General features: G+C 71.3%; 17 protein-coding genes and 1 pseudogene. 12 read left to right on the top strand and 6 right to left on the bottom strand.

The features are described from left to right. Positions 1-54 precede the first annotated feature (54 nt). Positions 55-1,083 (bottom strand): phosphotransferase family protein, encoded by a 1,029-nt coding sequence (locus E0504_RS47905; RefSeq protein ID WP_131627869.1) that lies wholly within the window; start codon positions 1,081-1,083, stop codon positions 55-57. 374 nt (positions 1,084-1,457) lie between these two features. Here E0504_RS47905 and E0504_RS47900 point away from each other — a divergent pair, with 374 nt between their 5' ends. The 3 genes from E0504_RS47900 to E0504_RS47890 are packed head-to-tail and all read left to right on the top strand — an operon-like array spanning position 1,458 to position 3,712. Next, entirely contained in the window at positions 1,458-1,934 is a 477-nt protein-coding gene (locus E0504_RS47900) for a MarR family winged helix-turn-helix transcriptional regulator (RefSeq protein WP_165938866.1), read from the top strand. Between the two features lie 54 nt (positions 1,935-1,988). Further along, positions 1,989-3,173 (top strand): ImmA/IrrE family metallo-endopeptidase, encoded by a 1,185-nt coding sequence (locus tag E0504_RS47895; protein ID WP_112107945.1) that lies wholly within the window; start codon positions 1,989-1,991, stop codon positions 3,171-3,173. Positions 3,174-3,223: 50 nt separating this feature from the next. Continuing rightward, positions 3,224-3,712: a hypothetical protein gene (locus E0504_RS47890; protein ID WP_131627865.1), complete on the top strand. Its 489-nt coding sequence runs from the start codon at positions 3,224-3,226 to the stop codon at positions 3,710-3,712. A gap of 55 nt (positions 3,713-3,767) precedes the next feature. Here the strand turns inward: E0504_RS47890 and E0504_RS47885 are convergent, their stop codons facing one another. Next, positions 3,768-4,760, bottom strand: a complete 993-nt coding sequence (locus E0504_RS47885; RefSeq protein ID WP_112107947.1) for an NAD(P)-dependent alcohol dehydrogenase — start codon at positions 4,758-4,760, stop codon at positions 3,768-3,770. Positions 4,761-4,991: 231 nt separating this feature from the next. Between E0504_RS47885 and E0504_RS47880 the strand changes: the two genes are divergently transcribed. The 4 genes from E0504_RS47880 (at position 4,992) to E0504_RS47865 (ending at position 11,113) form a co-directional block, all read left to right on the top strand. Further along, positions 4,992-7,958, top strand: coding sequence for a BTAD domain-containing putative transcriptional regulator (locus tag E0504_RS47880; RefSeq protein ID WP_112107948.1), 2,967 nt, complete (start codon positions 4,992-4,994; stop codon positions 7,956-7,958). A 118-nt stretch (positions 7,959-8,076) separates the two neighbouring features. Then, on the top strand, positions 8,077-9,087 hold the full coding sequence (locus tag E0504_RS47875; protein WP_131627863.1) for an alpha/beta hydrolase: 1,011 nt from the start codon (positions 8,077-8,079) through the stop codon (positions 9,085-9,087). Between the two features lie 167 nt (positions 9,088-9,254). Beyond that, the gene (locus E0504_RS47870; protein WP_112107950.1) at positions 9,255-10,034 is read left to right on the top strand and encodes an SDR family oxidoreductase; all 780 of its coding nucleotides are present in this window, start codon (positions 9,255-9,257) and stop codon (positions 10,032-10,034) included. 170 nt (positions 10,035-10,204) lie between these two features. Continuing rightward, a complete protein-coding gene (locus E0504_RS47865) occupies positions 10,205-11,113 on the top strand; it encodes a pentapeptide repeat-containing protein (protein WP_112107957.1) in 909 nt (302 codons plus the stop codon). A 32-nt stretch (positions 11,114-11,145) separates the two neighbouring features. Here E0504_RS47865 and E0504_RS47860 read toward each other — a convergent pair whose 3' ends face one another. Beyond that, entirely contained in the window at positions 11,146-11,895 is a 750-nt protein-coding gene (locus tag E0504_RS47860) for a hypothetical protein (protein WP_112107951.1), read from the bottom strand. A gap of 438 nt (positions 11,896-12,333) precedes the next feature. Between E0504_RS47860 and E0504_RS47855 the strand changes: the two genes are divergently transcribed. Continuing rightward, positions 12,334-14,358, top strand: a complete 2,025-nt coding sequence (locus E0504_RS47855) for a DUF6461 domain-containing protein (protein WP_131627861.1) — start codon at positions 12,334-12,336, stop codon at positions 14,356-14,358. A gap of 277 nt (positions 14,359-14,635) precedes the next feature. Here the strand turns inward: E0504_RS47855 and E0504_RS47850 are convergent, their stop codons facing one another. Both E0504_RS47850 and E0504_RS47845 read right to left on the bottom strand, forming a co-directional pair. Next, positions 14,636-15,265: a nucleotidyl transferase AbiEii/AbiGii toxin family protein gene (locus E0504_RS47850; RefSeq protein ID WP_160144315.1), complete on the bottom strand. Its 630-nt coding sequence runs from the start codon at positions 15,263-15,265 to the stop codon at positions 14,636-14,638. Continuing rightward, entirely contained in the window at positions 15,262-15,771 is a 510-nt protein-coding gene (locus E0504_RS47845; protein ID WP_112107958.1) for a helix-turn-helix transcriptional regulator, read from the bottom strand. Before E0504_RS47845 ends, E0504_RS47850 begins: the two co-directional genes overlap by 4 nt. Positions 15,772-15,945: 174 nt before the next feature. Between E0504_RS47845 and E0504_RS51035 the strand changes: the two genes are divergently transcribed. From E0504_RS51035 to E0504_RS53190, 4 genes and pseudogenes are all read left to right on the top strand, one after another. Continuing rightward, positions 15,946-16,344, top strand: a complete 399-nt coding sequence (locus E0504_RS51035) for a hypothetical protein (RefSeq protein WP_165938865.1) — start codon at positions 15,946-15,948, stop codon at positions 16,342-16,344. Continuing rightward, positions 16,341-16,589 carry a DNA methyltransferase gene (locus tag E0504_RS54810; RefSeq protein ID WP_200835398.1) on the top strand — a complete coding sequence of 83 codons (249 nt, stop codon included), beginning with the start codon at positions 16,341-16,343 and terminating at the stop codon, positions 16,587-16,589. Before E0504_RS51035 ends, E0504_RS54810 begins: the two co-directional genes overlap by 4 nt. After that, positions 16,590-17,096 (top strand): annotated as a pseudogene (locus tag E0504_RS54805) (DNA methyltransferase); the annotation flags it as partial. A 26-nt stretch (positions 17,097-17,122) separates the two neighbouring features. Continuing rightward, complete coding sequence (locus tag E0504_RS53190; protein ID WP_243657979.1) at positions 17,123-17,542, top strand: hypothetical protein; 420 nt, start codon at positions 17,123-17,125, stop codon at positions 17,540-17,542. 99 nt (positions 17,543-17,641) lie between these two features. On the opposite strand, the gene E0504_RS54800 is transcribed toward E0504_RS53190, so the two are convergent. Continuing rightward, the gene (locus tag E0504_RS54800; protein ID WP_131627859.1) at positions 17,642-19,657 is read right to left on the bottom strand and encodes a M48 family metalloprotease; all 2,016 of its coding nucleotides are present in this window, start codon (positions 19,655-19,657) and stop codon (positions 17,642-17,644) included. Positions 19,658-19,751: the final 94 nt, after the last annotated feature.

The raw sequence follows: 19,751 nt of genomic DNA, 5'->3' as shown, positions 1-19,751 counted from the left end.
ACTAACGGCGACGACCACTAGCCGCCCTGTTCGGAGGGGTTCATTCGGAGGGGTTCAACGGACGTCCGCGGGCAGGAAGGCGAGCGCCTCGCGGAGATTGCGTTCGGCGATATCCCTCATCAGGGCGCGCTCCGGGAAGTCACCGTCGAGCAGCCGCAGCGGCCCGGCGACGAGCGACAGGCGCATCGCCAGCGTGTAGAACGCCAGCCGCCGCGCGTCGAGGTCACCGTGTTCCAGCCACCGGTAATGCTCGCCGAAGTGCAGCCGCAGGAACACGTGCTCCCACTCGACGTCGAAGAACATCAGCCCCTCGACGTCGATGAGAACCGGCCGCCCACGCTGGTCCACCAGAACGTGGTCCGGCCCGAGTTCCCCGTGGACGAGCCCGTACCGCGAACGCGGGCGCACGGCCGCGGCCAGTGTGTGGACCACTGACTCCAGGCGCTCCCGGACGCGGGTGAGCCGCGTGTCACGGACGGCGGCTTCGGCGAGGTCGCCGAGCGCGCGTTCGAGGACGACCTGCTCGCAGGAGCTGCCCCTGGACGTACCGCCCTTGTTGGCCAGGGCGACCTTGCCGAAGTGTGGACCGTGGTGCCCCCGCATCACGGCGAGCGTCTCGGCGAGCTGTGCCATCGTCGCCTCCGCGCCGTGCGGGTCCTCCCGGAGCAGTGCTTCCAGGCTGTCGCCGGGCACGTCCTCGACCACGGCGACGTCCGCCGGGTAGTGACCCCCGCTCCGGTCAGTCAGTCGGATCCGCGGCGTGCGGATGCCGAGGACGTCCAGCTCGCGGTGGGCGGCCTCGAAGAGATCGAGGCCTGAGGCCGGCCCGAACGGGTCCGTGTGGCTGTCGGTGTCGGTGTCGGTACCGCTGTCGGTACCGCCGGCCCGCGGGGTGGGCCAGTAGTTCTCGGAGTCGTCCCAGATGTAGACGATCGCGGTCGAGTCGTCGTCGAGAGTTAGTCGGTACACGCCCTTCCTGCTTCCGCCTCGCAGCCGGGAGACACCCACGAGTCGATGTCCAGCGCCCAGCGCGGCGCGTGCGACAGGCTCCAGGTGCTCTCGGGTGACGACTCTGCGCGCCATGTGCACGGCCTGCCTCTCCCGTGTGCCGATTGTTGACCTCAGACACGGCCCGGCGGCGGAGGCCCTGGTGCTTCTGGTGCTCGGCTACTCGCCTCTTGGTTTCTTTCTCGCCATTTCGGGGGGCATTTTCTGCGGAATCCGACCTGAAAGGGCGAGAAGGATGTCAGAGGGCGAGCAGGCCACCCTGACGTTCAGGCGGTTTATCCGATATAGGGCATAGCCCCTGGTAGGACGGCCCGGCGGCCCGACGGTGGCGCGGGGGTCCGTCCCGTTTCGTCATGCCCGACAGAATAGGCAATGGTCTTTCCTATTTGCAACGGCGGACTGCCCGCGCGACCGGAATGTCGACGTGGCCGAGAGCTAACGTGACTCACATGTCCAGGCCGGCCGCCGCGCAGACCACCCCGGCGCTGTTGCAGGCCGTGGCCCGGTCGCAGGCGTCCCGGGTGGCCGCCAGGTTCACCGAGGCCGGGCTCACCGGGCTGCGCCCGGGTCACGCGCAGTTGCTGATCCCCCTGCTGAGCGGTGGACGGCGGGTCTCCGAGCTGGCGGAGCAGCTCGGCGTCTCCCGACAGGCCGTGGCTCAGGTGGTTACCACGCTCGAGAAGGGCAGCTACGTCGAGCGGGTGGCCGATCCGCGCGACGGGCGGGCCCGCGTCGTCCGACTGACGGCGCTCGGCCTGGTGGCGCTGCGGGCGATGCGCGCCACCGCGCTGGCCGTGGAGCGGGAGTGGGCCGCCCGGCTCGGCGCCGACGGCCTCGGCCAGCTTCGCGACCTGCTCACCACCCTGCTCGACACCGACACCGACACCGACACTGGTGCGGGCGCGGGTTCCGACACCAGCGCCTGACGCGCCACCCCGGGCCATCTTGCGAAAATCGCAAGGCGAGGTTATCGTCGCAGAGTGCCCAGCATCCCCGAACGCCCGACTTCGTCCGGGCACACGACTTCGTCCGGTCAGGCGGCCTCCCCCAGGCACGCCACCGTTCCCGAGCGGGTCGCCGGGCTGATCGAGGCGTCCGGGCTGACCCGTCGCGATTTCGGGCTGCGCATCGGGCTCGACGAGTCGAAGATGTCGAAGTCGTTGCGCGGCACCCGCCGCTTCTCCTCGACGGACCTGGCCCGCATCGCGCAGGCCTGCGAGGTCACCGTCGACTGGCTCCTCACCGGTGACGAGCCGGCCCTCTCGCTGGCTGCCAGAACCGCCGGCGGTGACGCGGGCGGCGCGCTCGCCACGGCCAGACACCTCAGCACGATGCGCGCCGACCTGGCCGAACTCGGCTACCCGGCACCCTGGCAGGGGCCCCGGCTGGAGCACGTTCCCGTCGGCTGGTCCGAGCAGGGCCGGCGGCTGGCCGGGCGCGCGCTCGACGAGGTCGACAAGGCGGGCCGGTCGGTGCTGGAAGAGGACCTGATCAGCGTGATCGAGGCCGTCTTCGGCGTCGACATCGCCGTCGCCGACCTCGGCCCGGGCATCGACGGCCTGGCCGCTGCCTCCGCCGAGGTGGCGCTGATCCTGCTGGCGACATCCCCGGTGCCGGCCCGCCAGCGGTTCACCCTCGCCCACGAGCTCGGCCACCTGCTCGCCGGCGACGACCAGGACGTCCACCTCGACCGGGACATCTTCGACCTCGCCCAGGCGAGGGATCCCAGCGAGATCCGCGCGAACGCGTTCGCCTCGGCGTTCCTGATGCCGGCCGACGCCCTCGGCGACGCGGTCGGCGACCCGGTCGACCCGGCCGGCTTCGCCGACAGCTGTTTCGCCACCCTCGCCTGTGACCTGATGGTGACTCCGTCGGCACTGGCCTACCGGCTGCGCAACCTCCAGATGATCGACTCGGCCACGTGTGACCGGTTGAAGCGGATGACGGGGCCGAAGGCGGCCCACCTCGCCGGCCGCAGCGACCAGTTCGCCCGGCGGGCCGCGGTCGCCGGCACCCCGCGGCCACCCGGGCTCATGCTCCGGGACACCTACGCCGCCTACGAAACCGGCGTGACAACCCTGCGTCCCTATGCCAACCTGCTCGGCGTAGACGTCGATGATCTCAGCACCGCACTCGAAGCGGACCGCCCGGCGCCCGGGGAGTAGCCACGGAACTTCTCTTCCCCGACAACACCGTCCTGTGCAACTTCGCCGCCGTGGGGCGCCTTGACCTGCTCAGGTCGGTGCTCCGGGGGCGCGAGCGCTGGACGGCCGCCGTCGCCCACGAGGCGAGCCGCTCGGCGCGGTACTTCCCCGACCTGGCCCTGCTGCCGGCGGAGGGCTGGCTCGGCGAGGCGATCGAGATCGTCGACGAGGCCGACATCCGGCGGGTCAACCGCATCCGGCGGGCCGTGTTCGGCGGCACCGACGCCGAACCGCTGCGGCACCTCGGCGAGGCGGAGAGCTGCTTCGTGATCCTCGAGTGGGCGGCCTTCGTCGGCTCCTGGTGGATCTCCGACGACCGGGAGTCCCTGCGGTACGCCCGCCGGCGCGGCATCACCACCGCCGAGACGATCGACGTCATGGGAATGGCGGTCGCCGACGGCCATGTCGACAAGCGCGACGCGGTCGCCCTGATGCACCGGATGACAGCCGAGGGCAGGCACCTTCGGCTGCCCCGCTCCGACGCCGACCTCGTGACCTGACGGGTCGCCTGGGGCGTGACCTGCGCCGCGGGCGCACCGCCATCCGCGCCCGGGGTCACACCACGTCGACGACGATCTTTCCGCGGACGTGGCCGGCCTCGACCAGGGCCAGCCCCGCGGCGACGTCCACCAGCGGGATCGTCCGGTCGACGACGGTGGTGAGCCCGCCGGCCGCGGCGAGGTCGGCGAGCGCGGCCAGCTCGGAGCGATCGAGGCGGGTGGGCAGGACGCGCAGGTGCTGGCGGACGAACCTGTCGGCCGCGACCGCCCCGAGCATGGCGCCGACCGCGCCGAACACCCGCCCGGGTGAGCCGCCCGCGTTGACCACCAGCGTGCCGCGCGGGGCGAGCGCCCGCCGCAGCCGGCGCAGCGGGTGGTTCCCGACGTTGTCGAGGATCACGTCGTAACCCCCATGCCGCTCGAGGAAGCCGTCCGCGGTGAAGTCGTCCTTCGTGTAGTCCACGACGTGCGCGGCGCCGAGCGAGCGGACCAGTTCGGCGTTGCGCCCGCTGCACACGCCGGTCACCTCAGCGCCCAGCCCGGCCGCGATCTGGACGGCGTAGGTGCCCACCCCACCGGCGGCACCGTTGACGAGCAGCCTGGTCCCGGCCCGCACCTCGCCGGTCTCCCGCACCCCGCGCAGTGCCGTCGTGCCGGCGGTCGGCAGCGCCGCCGCGTCGGAGAAGGCGAGGCCGGCCGGTTTGCGGGCCAGCATGCCCGGCCGGGTGCGGGCGAGCTCGGCGAAGGCGCCCGGGCAGAAGCCGAACACCTCCGTGCCCGGGATCGGCTCGCGCACGTTCACGCCGACCGCCTCGACCACGCCGGCCGCGTCCAGCCCGGCCACCGGGTTCTTCGGCCGGCGCAGCCCCATCCCGCCCATCAGCCGCGCGACGTACGGGTCGCCGCGCAGCATGTGCCAGTCGTACGGGTTCAGCGCCGCGGCCCGCACCCGCACCAGCACCTCGTCCGGCCCCGGCACCGGCACGTCGACATCGGCCAGCCGCAGGATGTCCGGCGGGCCGAACCTGTCCTGGACGACCGCCTTCACCGTGACCTCCGACCGGGCTGACCGGGCCGACCGGGCCGGCCGGCCGCCACCGCGGCGCGGGCGCGCCCGGCATCCAAACTGAGAACCGTCATGAGGCAACGGTGGCGTCGCCGTGTTGAGCGGCGGCGGTGAATCGCTGGCGCGGCGGTTGAGTGTCGGTGGCGGGTCGCATACTGGCGGCGGGAGAGTTGATCGTCGAGGCAGGAAGTCGTCGAGGCAGGGAGCGCACCCGTGCTGCGGATCCGGCTGCTGGGCGGGGTCGGTGCCGTCACGTCCGGCGGCGAGCCGGTCGACGTCGGCCCGGCGAAGTGCCAGGCGCTGCTCGCCGCGCTCGCACTCGCTCCCGGCAAGGTCGTGCCGGTCGGGCGGCTGGTGGAGCTGGTCTGGGGCCCGCACCCGCCCAGGACGGCCGACCGCACCCTGCAGTCGTACGCCACCCGGCTTCGCAGGGCGCTCGGTCCCGGTTCGATCCGCCGGGTCGGCGCCGCCTACCTGCTGGATGTCGCGCCGGAGGCGGTGGACGTCGTCCGCTTCCAGCGGCTGCTCGACGAGCGGGACGTCGCCGCCGCCCTCGCCGAGTGGGCGGGCCCGCCGCTGGCCGGGCTGGTCGTGCCCGGCCTGGCCGGAGCCGTCGACGGGCTGGTCGAGCAGTGGCTGGCCGCCGTGGAGGTGGATCTGGCGCGCCAGGTGGAGACCGACGCGCGTTCCGCGCTGGGCCGGCTCACCGAGCTGACCGCCGCCTACCCGCTCCGCGAGGGCCTGTGGGCGCTGCTCATGACGGCGCTCTACCGGGCCGGGCGCCCGTCCGAGGCCCTGGCGGCGTTCCGCGCCGCCCGCCGGCACCTGGTCGACACCCTCGGGGTGGAACCGGGGCCGGCGCTGCGCGAGCTCGAGGCACTGGTCCTGGAGCACGACAGACGGCTCCTGCCGCCCGGCGAGGGATTCGGCCAGGTCGGCGAACGTCCCGTCCCGGGCGAGCGCCCGGGCAATCTTCCCCGCCGGCTGGGGCGGCTACTCGGCCGCGAGCATGATCTGGAGGCCGTCGGCGGCGCGCTGGCCGTCTCACCCGTCGTGACCCTGGTGGGGCCGGGTGGGATCGGCAAGACCCGGCTGGCCCTCGCGGCGGCGGCGCGGCACCGCGACGCGGACGGCGTCTGGCTGGTCAAGCTGGCCGAGATCGCGGCTCCGTCCGATGTGGCGCGGGCGGTAGCCGGTGTCGTGGGCGTGACGGAGAGCTCCGGGCGCCCGCTGGGCGAGTCCGTCGTGGCGGCGCTGCGCCATCGCCGGGTGCTGCTCGTCCTGGACAACTGCGAGCATGTCGTCGACGGCGCCGCGGCGCTCGCCCAGGCGATCGCCGAAGGCTGCCCCGAGGTGCGGATCCTCGCCACCTCCCGGGAGCGGCTCGGCCTCGGGAACGGCTTCGAGCGGCTCGTCGCCGTGGGCCCGCTGGAGCCCGCCGGGGCGGCCGCCGAGCTGTTCGCGCAGCGCGCCCGCGCGGTCTTCCCCGCCTTCGACGCGCGGGCCGGCCACGCCGAGATCACCGAGATCTGCCGCCGTCTCGACGGCCTCCCGCTCGCCATCGAGCTGGCCGCCGCCCGCACCGCGGCCCTCGGCCTCACCGACCTGCTCGAGCGCCTCGACGACCAGCTGCGCCTGCTCGTCGGCGGCGCGCGGACGGCCGACGAGCGCCACCGGACGCTGCGCGCCACCGTGCGGTGGTCCTACGACCTGCTCGCTCCCGCCGCGCAACGCCTGTTCCGGCAGCTGTCGGTCTTCGCCGGGCCGTTCGACCTGGGCGCGGCAACCACCGTCGCGGCCACCACCGTCGCGGCCACCGCCGTCGCGGCAACCACCGAAAGCAACGGTGCGGACGGCTCGCGCGCCGCCGGCCGGCCGGGCGACCCGGGCACGGCCGACGCGGGCGGCACGGGCGGCACGGGCGGCGCGATGGGCGAGGCGGAGGACCTGCTCGGTGACCTCGTGGCGCGGTCGATGCTCGTGGCGGAGACCGGGCCGTTCGGGCGGCGCTTCCGGCTTCTGGAGACGATGCGCCAGTTCGCCGCCGAACGGCTCGCTGACGCCGGTGAGACCCGGCAGGCGACCGAACGGCACGCCCGGTGGTGCCTCGAGGCGGCCACCCGCGTCCAGGTGCTGCTCGCCGGCCCGGCCGAGGTCGAGGGCGTCGCCCGTCTCGACGAGCTCTGGCCCAACCTGCGGGCCGCGTTCGACCGGGCGTGCGCGGCCGGTGACACGGCGCTGGCCCGGGCGCTCGTGCGCCCCGTCGTCGTGGAGATCGTCCGCCGCAGCCGCCACGAGATCGGCGACTGGATCGAACGGCTCCTGGCACTCGGGCAGCCGGGGGCGGAGCCGGACCCCGACCTCGTCGTCTTCGCGCTCACCTGGGCGGCGCAACGCTACAAGATGAGCCAGGACAGCGCCGCCTACGAACGACTCGTCGAACGCCACGGCGAGCCGGACCATCCGTTGGTCCGCCATGCGCGGGCGTCCGTCTACGAGGACTACCCGGCCCATGTGACCTGGGCCGCGCCGGCCGTGGCGGAGCTGCGCCGGCACGGCGCGGACGACCTGGCCGAGCAGTTCGAGCTGGACGTCGGCGCGGCCCTGCTGTTCACGGGCCGGTTCGCCGAGCACGACGCCGTGGTCGGGGCGCTGGTCGAGCGGTACCGCCGGCAGGGGCCGCCCACCCTGCTGAACCTGACTCTGGTGCTGCTCGGCTACTCGGCGCTGCTACGCGGCCGGCACGACCGCGCCGACCGGCTGTTCGACGAGGCCGTCGGCGTCGAGGTGCCGGCCCGGACGCACTCGCCGAACCGGGCCGTCCAGGCCCGGGCGGTCTTCCGGCGCGGCGAGCGGGCACGGGCGTTCGCCATCCTGCACTCGCACGTCGAGCAGCTTCTCGACGACGGGAACATGCAGGCCGCCTGCGTCACCACAGTCGAGTTCGTCAACATGGCGGCGGCCGTCGGCCGGATCGAGGACGCGGCACGCATGCTGGGCTTCCTCGAGACGACCGGCCTGCTCGAGCATCCCGCGTGGCGGACGCTCGTCGACGGCGCGACGGCCCGGGTCGCCGCCGACCCCCGCGTCGACCCGGAGCGGGAACGGGCCGGCGGCCGGCGGCTGGACGACCGTCAGGCACTGGAGTACATGCGCGGCGTCCTGGGCCTCCTCACCTGACCGGCGGCCCGTGGTCTCCGGCCCGACCGGTCGCCCGCCGGATGACAAGCGGGGACGATGCTTGGCGGGCGTCTCATAACGCCCGCTCACGCTCCGCGCCGACGCAGGAGGACCGCCGATGACAGTCGACTCCCCGTTATCGACCCCGCGCCAGGACGGCGCCGCCGGACCACCGCCGCCCTTCGACGCCGAGGTAAGCCCGACGATGGCGATCATGCAGCAGGCGCTGGCGGGGATGCGGACGCTGGATGCCGTCCTGGCCGCCCGTGAGCACACCGGCCGGGACCGGGACCAGGACGCGCGGCTGGCCCGCGACGGGGCGTTCGAGCTGACAGAGGTGTCGGTACCCGGCCCGCCTGGCGGGCCCGAGGTGTCACTGCTCGTGTGCCGGCCCACCGCGACCGCCACGCCACGCGCCGTCCTGTACTTCGCGCACGGCGGCGGCATGATCACCGGTGACAACCGGCTGACGCTCGACGACCCGCTGGACTGGGCGCAGGAACTGGGCCTCGTGGTGGTCTCCGTGGACTACCGCCTCGCGCCCGAGAATCCCCATCCAGCACCGGTAGAGGACTGCTACGCGGGTCTGGTGTGGACGGCCGCGCACGCGGTCGACCTGGGCGTCGACCCGTCCCGGATCATCATCTCGGGGCAGAGCGCCGGCGGCGGCCTGGCCGCGGCGACCGCGCTGCTGGCCCGCGACCGCGGCGGCCCGGCCCTGGACGGGCAGCTGTTGATGTGCCCGATGCTCGACGACCGCAACGACACCCCGTCCGCCCGGCAGATGACCGGGCTGGGCATCTGGGACCGCTCGATGAACGAGATGGGCTGGACGGCCCTGCTGGGCGCGGCCCGGGGTGGCCCCGACGTCTCCTCCTACGCGGCCCCGGCCCGCGCCACCGATCTCTCCGCGCTGCCGCCCACCTTCGTCGACGTCGGCTCGGCCGAGACGTTCCGGGACGAGGACGTGGCCTACGCGAGCCGCATCTGGCAGGCCGGGGGCGAGGCTGAGCTGCACGTATGGCCTGGCGGCTTCCACGCGTTCGACCTGGTGGCCCCGCAGGCGGCGCTCTCGCGGGCGGCGAAGGCGGCACGGCTCCAGTGGCTGCGCCGCCTGCTGCGGGACTGACCCGCTTGCCGCGGTGACGTGATTCACTCGACACTCGTCCGTGTATGTGTTCACTTATGAGGCCTGTCGGCGGCCCGGCAGCTTGACATCGGGCCGCCTACCACGACGTGGGTGCCGACCGGCCCCGCGTGCCGCGGCCCGCGGCCTACAGAACTGGAGTCCAGGCGATGAGAGTTGTGGTGGTCGGTGCGTCGAGCGGCCTCGGCCGGTGTATCGGCGTCGACCGGGGCCAGCGCGGCGACCAGGTGGCACTGCTCGCCCGCAGGCAGCACCGGTTGGTCGAGGCGGCCAAGGAGGCCGGGCCGGGCACGCTCGCCATCGCCTGCGACGTGACCGACGAGGAGTCCTGCGAGGCCGCGGTCGAGGAGGCGGCGGCGGGTCTGGGCGGGATCGACGCCATCGTCTACGCCACCGGCATCGGCCCGCTCTCCCGGTTCGAGACGATCGGCGCCGCCACCTGGCGCAAGGCGTTCGACACGAACGTGATCGGCGCGGCGCTGATCACCGCCGCGGCTCTCCCCCACCTGAAGGCCTCGGGTGGCGTGGCGGCCTACCTGTCGTCGGTGAGCGCGTCGCTGACGCCGCCCTGGCCGGGGTTCGCGGCCTACAACGTGAGCAAGGCCGCGCTCGACAAGCTCATCGACTCGATGCGCGGTGAGCACCCGTCCGTTGGCTTCACCCGCATCGTCGTCGGGGACTGCGCCGGCGGCGAGGGTGACTCGTCGACCGAGTTCATCGCCGGCTGGGACAGGGAGTACGCCGCGGAGGTGCACCAGATCTGGGCGCAGCGCGGCTACATGGCCGGCACGCTGCTCGACGTCGCGGAGCTGCTGCGCGTGGTGGACGTCGTGCTGCGGTGCGGCGGCACGATCCCCACGGTGGCCGTGACCCCACGCCCGGCGGCCATCCCTAACGGTGCGACCAAGCAGCTGGACTACCAGGAGTAGCTCCGGGAGAGCACCGACAGCCGCAATCGCTCCCCTCTCCGCCCACATGTGGCTAATGTCACCACCCATGACGCAGGCCACGTGCGGGCGTCCGGGCTCCCGGGGAGAAAACATGATTGCCGCGGTGGAGTTACCCGTCGCCCCACCTTCGCGACGTATGGGTGATCACGATGGGTGCTGAGCGCCGGGACCTGCACGCCCGGCCGCTCAGCACCCCGGGTTCCGACACGCCGGGCCGCCCAGCTCCGGATCACGCGGCGGCAGATCATGCCGCGCCGGGTCAGGCCGCACCAGGTCAGACCGCGCCGGGTGCCGGGCCCCATGGCAGCGCCCCCGCACGGCTGGGGTCGCTGGGTGGTCTGCTCGCCGCGCTGCGCGGGAGGCCTCGGACGGGCGGGTACGCCGCCGGTGCGGACCTGGCCGGCGCGGACCTGGCCGGAGTGTGCCTCACCGGGCGGATCCTGCGCGGGGCGCGGCTGCACGGCGCCTACCTCAGCGGCGCCGACCTGCGCGGGACGGACCTGCGGGACGCCTGCCTGCGCGGGGCCGACCTGCGGGACGCCGACCTCAGTCAGGCCGCGCTCGGCGGTGCGGACCTCGCCGGCGCGCTACTCGCCGGCGCCTTCCTCACCGGCGCCGACCTGCGCGGGACGGACCTGCACGGAGCCTTCCTCCACAACGCGGATCTCCGGAAGGCCTTTCTCGCCCGCGCCGACCTGCGCGGAGCCGACGCCGACGGGATCATCATGCGCGGCGCGGACCTGCGCGCGGCCGACGCCACCGACGCGGTCCTGCGTCAGGCGGACCTGCGTGCGGCCGACCTGCGCGGGATCCGCCTGGCCGGGGCGATCCTGCGCGGGGTCGACCTGCGCGGCGCGGACCTGCGCGCCGCGGACCTGGGCACCGCCCTCCTGAGCTCCGCCCGGCTCGACCGGGTGTACTGGTCGACCGCGACGGCCTGGCCGCCCGGTGAGTGGACCTACCGGATGCGGTCGGCGTCCCAGCAGGTCGCCCCGGGCGTCTTCCAGGTCTCCGACGAGCCGACGCGCCCCGGCCGCCATCGCCCGATGCCCGGCTGACCCACCGGCGGTGCCGCGGCCAGCCGCGCGGATCAGGAGACCGGCGGTTCCTTCCGCAGTCCTCCGATCGGGGCGACGGCGTGACCGCCCTCGGCCCGGCACCGCCACACCGGCCATCCGACGCCGTCCCAGTCCCAGTCCGGCAGGTGCAGGCCGCGACGATGGCGGGCGCAGGTCGGCCAGTAGAACTGGAACATCTCCATCACGCACTCCTGGACGTTCTCGGCGAGCGACAGGACCCTATGGGGCAGGTCGGCACCGTCCAGGCACTCCGCGGGGTTGCCCCCGCCGCGGTGGGGCTCGCCGCCGAAGCCGACGAGGAGCTGCGGCTCACCGTCCTCGCCGTATCCGCCCGACCAGTGGAGCGTCAGGCGGCCCAGGCCGGCCTCGGTCCCGTCCAGGTCCCGCTGCACGATCGTCAGGGCCTGCTCGGTCCGAGCCACGAGATCGGGCTCGAACCGGGCGCGCGACTCCTCCCAGGGAAACAGCTCACCAGTCCTCCAGATGCGGCTGCCCAACCCCGACCTGGCGCGCGACTCCTCCCAGGGAAACAGCTCACCCCACGCATCTGTCTGCGGCTCGAGGCTGTGGCCCAGCTCGGTGAGCGCGACGGGCAGCAGGCGGCGCGCTTCGAGATCGTCACGGACGCCGAGGGCGGCCAGCTCACGCAGCGCGGGGCTGTCGAACCCGGCCGCCAGCGCGTCCGCCGCGAGGTGCGGCAGGCTCACTCCGATCTTGATGCCCGTCCTCAACGCGAACCACGCGTCCTCAAGCTCATCCACCCGTTCATCGTGACAGTGGGAACAGCGCCCGCTGACCGGAACGCACGCGGGGCCCTTACCGGCCCGGAACGGCCGTCTGACGCCGGCCCGGGCCCGCGGACGGCTCACTCGATCCTGGTCGACCAGCGAGAACAATCACCGGACCGGTGATGGCCATTCACCGGCGCGCGCTTTACCGAAATACATCGCACCACCGGCCAAAAATCCTTTGGACGTTTTCATTCCAGGTATGTCAGCACGAGCACCTAACCCCGCCGGAACGATCCTCCCGGAGTGTGTCGGCGCCAACCGCCTGCCCCCGGCGGCGGTCGTGCCGGCGTGGCTGATTCCTGTCGGACCCTCGTGCAAGCATCCGAGCGCGGGTTTCAACCGGCCCGTACAGGAACCACCAGCCAAGGATTCACATCCTCACCAGACCCGTGAGGCAGGAGGCGGACTGTGGAACACCGGACAGGAACCGCGGACGGCACGACGATGCTCCCGGCGGCGGCCCTGGATGCGCTCGCGAACGCCGCGGCCAAGGTGGTGCCGGCGCTGGCGGGCGTCATCCCAGCAGACCCGGCGGCCCGGCTCGGCCGGCTCGGCGTGCCCGGGGGGTCACACGTTCCAGGCCCGGCCGGTCAGGGCCCGAACCCACGAGGGCGCTCCACCCGAGTCAGCTACCAGGGGCGGGCCGTGTTCGATCAGCCCCGGTCACCGCACGCGGCGCCGGTGACGATCCTGGGCCTGTCCGGGCCCGGGCCGGTCCCACCGCCATCGCCGAGGCCGGGCCCACGGCCCGCACCGCAGCCGTTCTTCGTGCCGCCCTCCCCGGCCGGCGAGGCCGAGTCGCCCGTGCTGCGCACGCTGCGCGGGCTCGGCCCGCTGCTGGCCGAACGCCTGCTCGGCGCACTTGAGCTGACACTCGGCGCGTTCGAGCTGGGCGGGGTCCCGACCGGGCTGGCGGCCAGCGTCCCGACGCCTGCCGGTAGCCAGGTGGTCGCGTTCGCCATGGCCAGTGGTGGCGGCGAGCCGGAAGCCGCCGTGATCACGCTTGACCAGGTCCGCTGGGGCGCGAGCACACTCACCTGCGACCTGGTGCGGGCGCTGAGCTCCCACCCGCTGGTCGCCCCGCTGCTCGTAGTGGAGACCGTGCCCAAAGAGGTCGTGGCGGAGGGAGAGACGGTAGCGGCCGAGGAGGTGATCGCGGCGCGGCATGGCGCGGTGCGGCTCGCCCTTGCGGTGGCGGTCTCCATCGCGGTGCTGCGTGAGCTCGGGCTGCCGGCGGTGCCGGCCCGGCCACCCGCGGTCGTCGGTCTGGCGCTCGGCGCCGCCGCCCATGTTCTCGCCGAGGTGCCGATGCCGGCCGCGTACGCGGCCGCGGCGCTGGCCCGTCGCCGGGCGGAGTACCGGCTTCCGCGCGGTTCCGCCGGGCGGGTCAGCGTGGCCGGCCACTGCTTCGCCCTCGCCGAGTCCGGCTCTCCGGCGCTGGAAGCAGCGGCGCCCACGTCGTTCGCCGCGAACGGACTGGTCGAGACCGTGCCCGGCGGCGCCCTGATCCGCACCGGGACGGCGGCCGGCTCGGCACATGTCCGCCTGGCGATTCTCCAGGGCCCCCCGGACGAGGTCGAGCTCGACGGATGGGACGAGGTGGTGGAGGTCAGCTGGACGGCAACGGCCGGATCCGCCTCCGTCTTCGGGGCAGGCCTGGCGATCCCCGCCCTGGAAGGAGAGACCCCGCCGTGGCCGGGTGCGTACCGCCTGCGTGTGCACGCCCGCGACCGGGACGAGGGCGAAGAGTACGAAGGCGACCTGCGCGGCGGCGAGGGCTACCTGCTCGTCGTGTGGGCGGCCCCGGCCGCGCCGGAGGTCGTGCACAGGCGGTCCGACCGGCTGGGGCACCGGCTACGCGGCGAGCCGCCGCCCGCGGCCCGGCCGGAGGCCGCCTACCGCTGGGTGCGCCACAGCCCGATCGGGGAGGCAGCCACCCTCACCGTCGTCCCCGGGGCCGACGTCGCGCAGGTGCTCCGCGCGTTCGGCGCCGACCCCGCCGCGCCGGTGTCCATGACCGAGATGCGCGAGACATGGCGGGCCGGCCGGTTCTGGGTGGCCGTCCTGGCAGTGGAGGGTGCCGTGCTGGCGGTCGAGGACAACGGCTTCCAGGGCACCCAGGCGCAGGTGCTGCGGGCGCTGTCCCGGCGGGGCCGGGCGGCCAGCATGTTCTGGAACGTCAACGCGGTCACCCGGCTGTCGCTCGCGGAGCACGGCGAGATCGTCGCCTCCTTCGAACCCTGGCTCGACCGGGTGGCCGAGCTCGCCCCGGCCGTGCTGCCGTACCTGGCCGGCATGGACCTCACCGACCACCGGCACAAGGTCGCGAAATGCCTGGTGGCCGTCGAGCGGTTCACCGGCTGCCCGGTGCGGCCGGTGGACATCGAGCGGGTGGAGGCGGCCGGCGTGGCCTACCTGATGCCCGACAGATGAGGGATGGACCCAACGTGGCAGCAGAAGAACCGCTCGATCTTGGTCGAAGGTCCTGAAATCACCGTCCGCCCGGTCGGGACGCGGCAGCCGACCAGGGACGATGCCGGACCAGGATCGGAATGATCACACCGTGGCCGACCTCGAACACACGTTCCGCAAAGCCGGTGGGAATCTTGCCACGTGAGTCACTCGCCTGTGGTGGGAGGGAATCGCGGGCGACGATCTTGTCCGGCGTGGGCTCATGGCAGCGATCCGAATGGGGCAGGCCGGTCGTCGCTCATCCGCCGGTGATTTCCTGACGCCAGGTGTGGAAGAAGTGGCGTAGCCGGTCGGCGGCCGGGCGGGGCAGTCCCAGGTCGTCGTCGGTGAACCGGCTGATGGTTCCGATCATGTCGGCGAACACCTGCAGGTCGAAGCCGCCGTCCTGGGTTTGGGCGAGGTGGACGAGTTCCTCCTTGGTGAAGACGTTCGCCAGGTCGTGCACATCGGTGAAATCGCGTGCCTCGGCTCGGCCGAACAGGGCGAGGGTCTTGCGGGCCGCCAGGTCATGGGCGCTGAGTGTCGGCCCGAGTTCGGTGAGGGTGGGTGGTTCGTCCGGCGGGCTGTCGACGCCGAGATCCACGATCAGCGCCTCGCTGTCTGCCTCGACGACAAGTCTGGCGAAGCTGTCCGTGAGCTGGACCCGCCGGGTGGCCCAGCCCTGCGAAGCCGCCGCGCGTTCGAACGCCGCTGCCGTGTCGGGGATCGATGCCGTGGGCGGGAGGGCGGTGAACAGGTCGACGTCGCGGGTCTCGCGGTCGACGAGATCACGTGCGATGAGCGCGGCGCCGCCCGCGACCGCGAAGCCCACGCTTTCAGGAAGCCCGAAGAAGATCCGCGCAACCGCCCGCTGCAGCGGCGTGATCACCTGAGGGCGGTCCGTTCCCAGGCGCGCCGGATCGGGGCGGGAAGGACAAGCTCCGGCCAGGCGTCGACGAGCAGTGCCCCGTCGACGTAGGCGAGGATGTCCTCCGCCGTTCCCTCGCGTAGGACGATCTCGTACAACCGGTGGCGCTGTCGGCGGTCGGTAAGGTCGTAGGTCCGATCGGGGTCGGACCAGTTCAGATGGACCGGCAGGCGTACCCGTGCCAACGCCTGCCGGATCGGGAGCCGGGGCAGCCGATCCGGCACGGTGAACGGTCGTCCCCGCCCGTCCACCACGACCTCGAACGAGGGCACCGGCACGGCGTCGAGCCGGAAGCCCGCCGCCGCCAGTAGGCGCGTCGCGGTCTCCAACGTCGGTGACTTCACCCCGTGCTCATAGGCCGCCAACGTCGGCCGCGACGTGTGCGCCCGCCGCGCGAGCTCGGCCCCGGACAGGCCCGCCTCCAGACGCGCCGATTCGATCAGCCGGCCCGCCAGCGAATCCGCCACTCCCCCTCCATCACGATCCCCTCCATCACGACATGAAGCGTATCCGATGAGATACGCTACTCGTCTTTCGGTCCGTTCGCCGGCCCATACGGCGTGACCTCGGCATGAGCCCTGCCACCAGGCGGCCCGAGCAGCTTCTACGCTGTCGACGGCCTGGTCGATCGCGCCGGGGAGATGACCAAGCGGGCCGTCGGGTCGGTGCCCGAGCCGGTTGAGGAGGGCTCGCAGCCGCGGATCGCTGATCGCATCGGTCAGCGCACGGGTGAGACGTTCAGTGCCGAGTACCCGGATGTCCCGGGCATGAAAGCGGCGCGGCGCGGGGTCGACAGGCTCAGCCAGACCAAGCCGGTTCGTGGCGTCGGCAGGATCGTGGCCCGCCGCGAAGCTGACCAAAAGTCAGCGAGCACGACGGGCCGGCTCGTGGAGCTTCTGCGCCACTACTCCGAAAATCTTGGACTCCTCAACGACCTCCGCTGGCTACCCAAAGTAGTCGAGAACACAGACGGTGATGATACGTCCGACGAACCGGACCTATGCGACCAACCCAACGGTCGGCGCGGGGAAGGTTCGTGATCGGTGTCCGCCGGGCAGAGCTCCGGCGCAACACCATCCTCATCGGCGATGTACGCACCCGACTGGCTGATCTACCGCCCGCCTCGATCGACGCCGTGATCACCAGCCCGCCGTACTACGGTCTTCGCGACTACGGCGTGCCGGGACAGCTCGGCCTGGAAGGCGACGTTCAGGGCTGGGTGGCCGGACTGCGAGTCGTCATGGCATCGGTAGCCCGCGTACTCAAGCCCACCGGCGTGGTCTGACTGAACCTGGGCGACGGCTACGCCCGCCATCCGCAGGACGGCGCACTGAGGAAGAGCCTGCTACTTGGACCTGAGCGGCTGGCGCTGGCGCTCACCGATGACGGCTGGATCCTGCGGAACAAGGTCGTCTGGGCCAAGACGAACCCCATGCCGACCAGCGTCGTGGACCGCCTGAGCACCACACACGAGGTGATCTATCTCCTCACCCGCAGCCGGCGCTACTTCTTTGATCTGGACACCATCCGCACCCCGCACGCCAGCAGCCAGGCTGCGGCGCAGGCCCGAGCCGCTGGTCGGGTCTACCCACCAGAATCGGCGGTCGCCACCATCCGCCATGTCCAGCGCACGCAGCGCAACACTGGACTCAGCGCCCTGAAGGCCAACGGCATCGCCGGACACCCACTCGGCAAGAACCCTGGCGACGTCTGGCGGCTGGCCACGGCCGACTACCGGGGCTCGCACTTCGCCAGCTTCCCAGTGTCGCTGATCGAGCGGCCGTTGCTGGCCAGCGCACCGGAACGGGTGTGCACCGCGTGCAGCGCACCGTGGCGTCGGAAGTCAGCCCCCAGACGGGGGTGGTCTACGGGCACTTCTACATCCAGGACAAGGGCGTGTCGTGGTTCCACGACTCGAGCCAGCCGGAACCGGGGCCGCCGGAGGACGACGACTTGGTGCGCACCGCGCTGGACTGGATCAGCATCGTCAGCGCGGCGGGCGATCATGTGGCCGGCGCGCAGCTGGAGGCGTGGGACTGGGAGCCTCAGCGTCAGGACGACTGGGAGGTGTCGGCCGACTTCGAGTTCACCTGCACCACGGGGAACGTGGCGTTGGTGGCGGTCATGATGGGGCCCTCAACGGAGGAGCTGATCATTGGGGCGCCGGGCACGTACCGGGGGCGGGTGTACTCCCGGGGGGCGGGAGGATGCCGAGGCGGCGCTGGAGACGGCGGATGAGGTGCCGGAGGGGACGGAGCAGTACCTCGTGCAGTGGTGGCAGGGGTGACAGAAGACCTTCCCGCCACAGGCGGCTGAGTCAAGTTGGGCGATCTACCCCTACAACAGCAAGGTAAACGCAGAGTCTGACGGTACTAAGACATTGCGCCCGACCAGCGTCGCCGCAGCCACGATAACTGCGAACGCAACGGTGGTTAGCGGCAGGAGGCGAGTTCTGCATCGAGCAGTTGGCCATGCGAACAGGGCCATGGGGGCAACGAATAAAAACAGGGCGAATTCAAGGGCGAGTGGCGGTCTCGCCAGGATAACAAAAAAGTTCCACGAAAGATCTCCGCCGAGCACGGAGTTAAAAAGTACGTAGCCCGTGATAGCTACTACCGTAGCCAATGGGCCGGCCAGTGCGCCAGCGGCAAGGCCACGTCGTGACTCTAGGAGGCCAGCCATTAGCGCTGTGACGGCTCCTGTCGCTGCAGCTAACCACATATAGCCCTGGGCCCGCTGAACTATCTCGCTCTGGGTTGCGGGTCCTACTATAAGTCGGAAAGAAATTAGAACAGCTGTTCCGGCAAGACCGGCTGCTACTCCTGAAATAATGATCAGCGAGACATTAATACGTCCGCCGTCTGGCCACGTCGTAGGTACTCGGTTCGATACCAGCCACCCTGGTGACGCCGTCTTCCGCGGCTGCCGACCGTGCAGGATAAACGCTGCCACAGCGACGGCAACCAACATGCCAACCGAAGTCAGGAGAAGCCACGAGCTGAGCGACTGAAGAAGCCATACTAGAACGGCATTGAGCCCTCCTATCTCTGTGACCAGCTGAAGGCTGGTCACGACCCACAGAACTGCCGAGAAAAAGATGCTGTTTACTACGATAGCGGTCAACCACGATGTTCTCGCGCTTCGAAGCGAAGGGGCAACGTCGGCCCATATCTCGCCCAAACTAGCTGACAGGATGGCGGATCCGAAGCCAAGAACAGCAGCTATGGGAAACCATACTGGGTGGGAAAAACCGAGCGGGGCGCCCGAGCCGCTCTGAGAAACAGACACAGTCTGACCTAACACTAGGCCAGCTGCGATGCCAATTGCGACTGGCATGGGATTTGCTGACCGCCCAGCGGCACGACTAACCAGAGCCTGGCGCCAAAGGCCGAGCCCTACTGATGCGCCAAGCAGCGGGCCTAGCAGCAGCGACGCAATAAGAACCGAGAGATCAGAATGCCCTGGGCCCGCGAGTAGCGCGGATGCAACCTGAGTGACAAGCGGCACAGTCAAGGACACAAAAAAGGCAGCAACTAGGCCGTCGATGAACGAAATCCTCGCGGCCTGCTCTGGCGCGGCCAAGACGTGTGACCGCTGGTCGGGTGTCGGATGCTTAGAGAGAAACCGATCATTTAGGAACACCAATCGCTGGCGAAGCCTCGGGTGCGTAGAGAGTAGACGATCAACCATGGCGGCCATTCGCTGGCGAAGCTTTGAGTGCTTTGAGGACGGTCGAAAGATTGCGCCTGATCGCAGGGTGGGGACAAGAAATTCCATTGCGTCTAGCCGCTCGGGGGTGCGGGCTGCCCGAAGATCAGCATCGTGCTCCCGGGCCCTCAATAGAGCTCGAATGACCAACCCGGTGACGAACGCAAGCAGCGCGGCGCGCCACACGTAGTCACCGAGAAGAGATCGGTCACCGCCTATCAGGCCGACCGCCAAGGGCAATGCAAGCAACGGCACCAGTACGTACTGGACTGAAATAGCCAGCCAGGTGAAGGCGACATCACGGTGCCAGATGTGAGCAATTTCGTGGCGTACTACCGGATCAAACAAGCTCGATTTCTGCCAGCTGACGGCAAGCTTTCGAGGCAAAGCAATAGCGTACTTTCCCGGTGCGCCGTAGCTGAAAGCGTCAGTGCCCTCTGGGCTCATGGAAACGGTGGGGACTCGCCGAATCCCTTCCTCTGCCGCTAGGGTTTCAACTCGCTTATCGAGGCCGACCCGCAATTCCGGCTTAGGTGGACCGAGTTTTCGCCTACGACGAATCCGTATAGGGTTCAGGTAGAGGATTGCTAGCGCGCAGATGCCAACTGTCGCGGCACCGGCCAATGCAAACAGTGCGCGACGCATCTCAGTACCTGTCCTGAATCTTGATGGCTATTAACTCTCCGTGGCCTTCCTGGGGGTCCAGCGTGGGACAGGGGTACCGCGGGCGAGCCGGTGG

Source organism: Parafrankia sp. BMG5.11, assembly GCF_004337455.1.
The sequence above is the reverse complement of the archived record's forward strand: the minus strand, read 5'-3'. Positions and strand labels throughout refer to the sequence as shown.

Excerpts from the sequence above, each read along its gene's own strand:
- E0504_RS47905 (WP_131627869.1), bottom strand. The coding sequence starts at position 1,083 with ATGGCGCGCAGAGTCGTCACCCGAGAGCACCTGGAGCCTGTCGCACGC.
- E0504_RS47900 (WP_165938866.1), top strand. The coding sequence starts at position 1,458 with ATGTCCAGGCCGGCCGCCGCGCAGACCACCCCGGCGCTGTTGCAGGCC.
- E0504_RS47875 (WP_131627863.1), top strand. The coding sequence starts at position 8,077 with ATGACAGTCGACTCCCCGTTATCGACCCCGCGCCAGGACGGCGCCGCC.
- E0504_RS47870 (WP_112107950.1), top strand. The coding sequence starts at position 9,255 with ATGAGAGTTGTGGTGGTCGGTGCGTCGAGCGGCCTCGGCCGGTGTATC.
- E0504_RS47865 (WP_112107957.1), top strand. The coding sequence starts at position 10,205 with ATGGGTGCTGAGCGCCGGGACCTGCACGCCCGGCCGCTCAGCACCCCG.
- E0504_RS51035 (WP_165938865.1), top strand. The coding sequence starts at position 15,946 with ATGACCAAGCGGGCCGTCGGGTCGGTGCCCGAGCCGGTTGAGGAGGGC.
- E0504_RS54800 (WP_131627859.1), bottom strand. The coding sequence starts at position 19,657 with ATGCGTCGCGCACTGTTTGCATTGGCCGGTGCCGCGACAGTTGGCATC.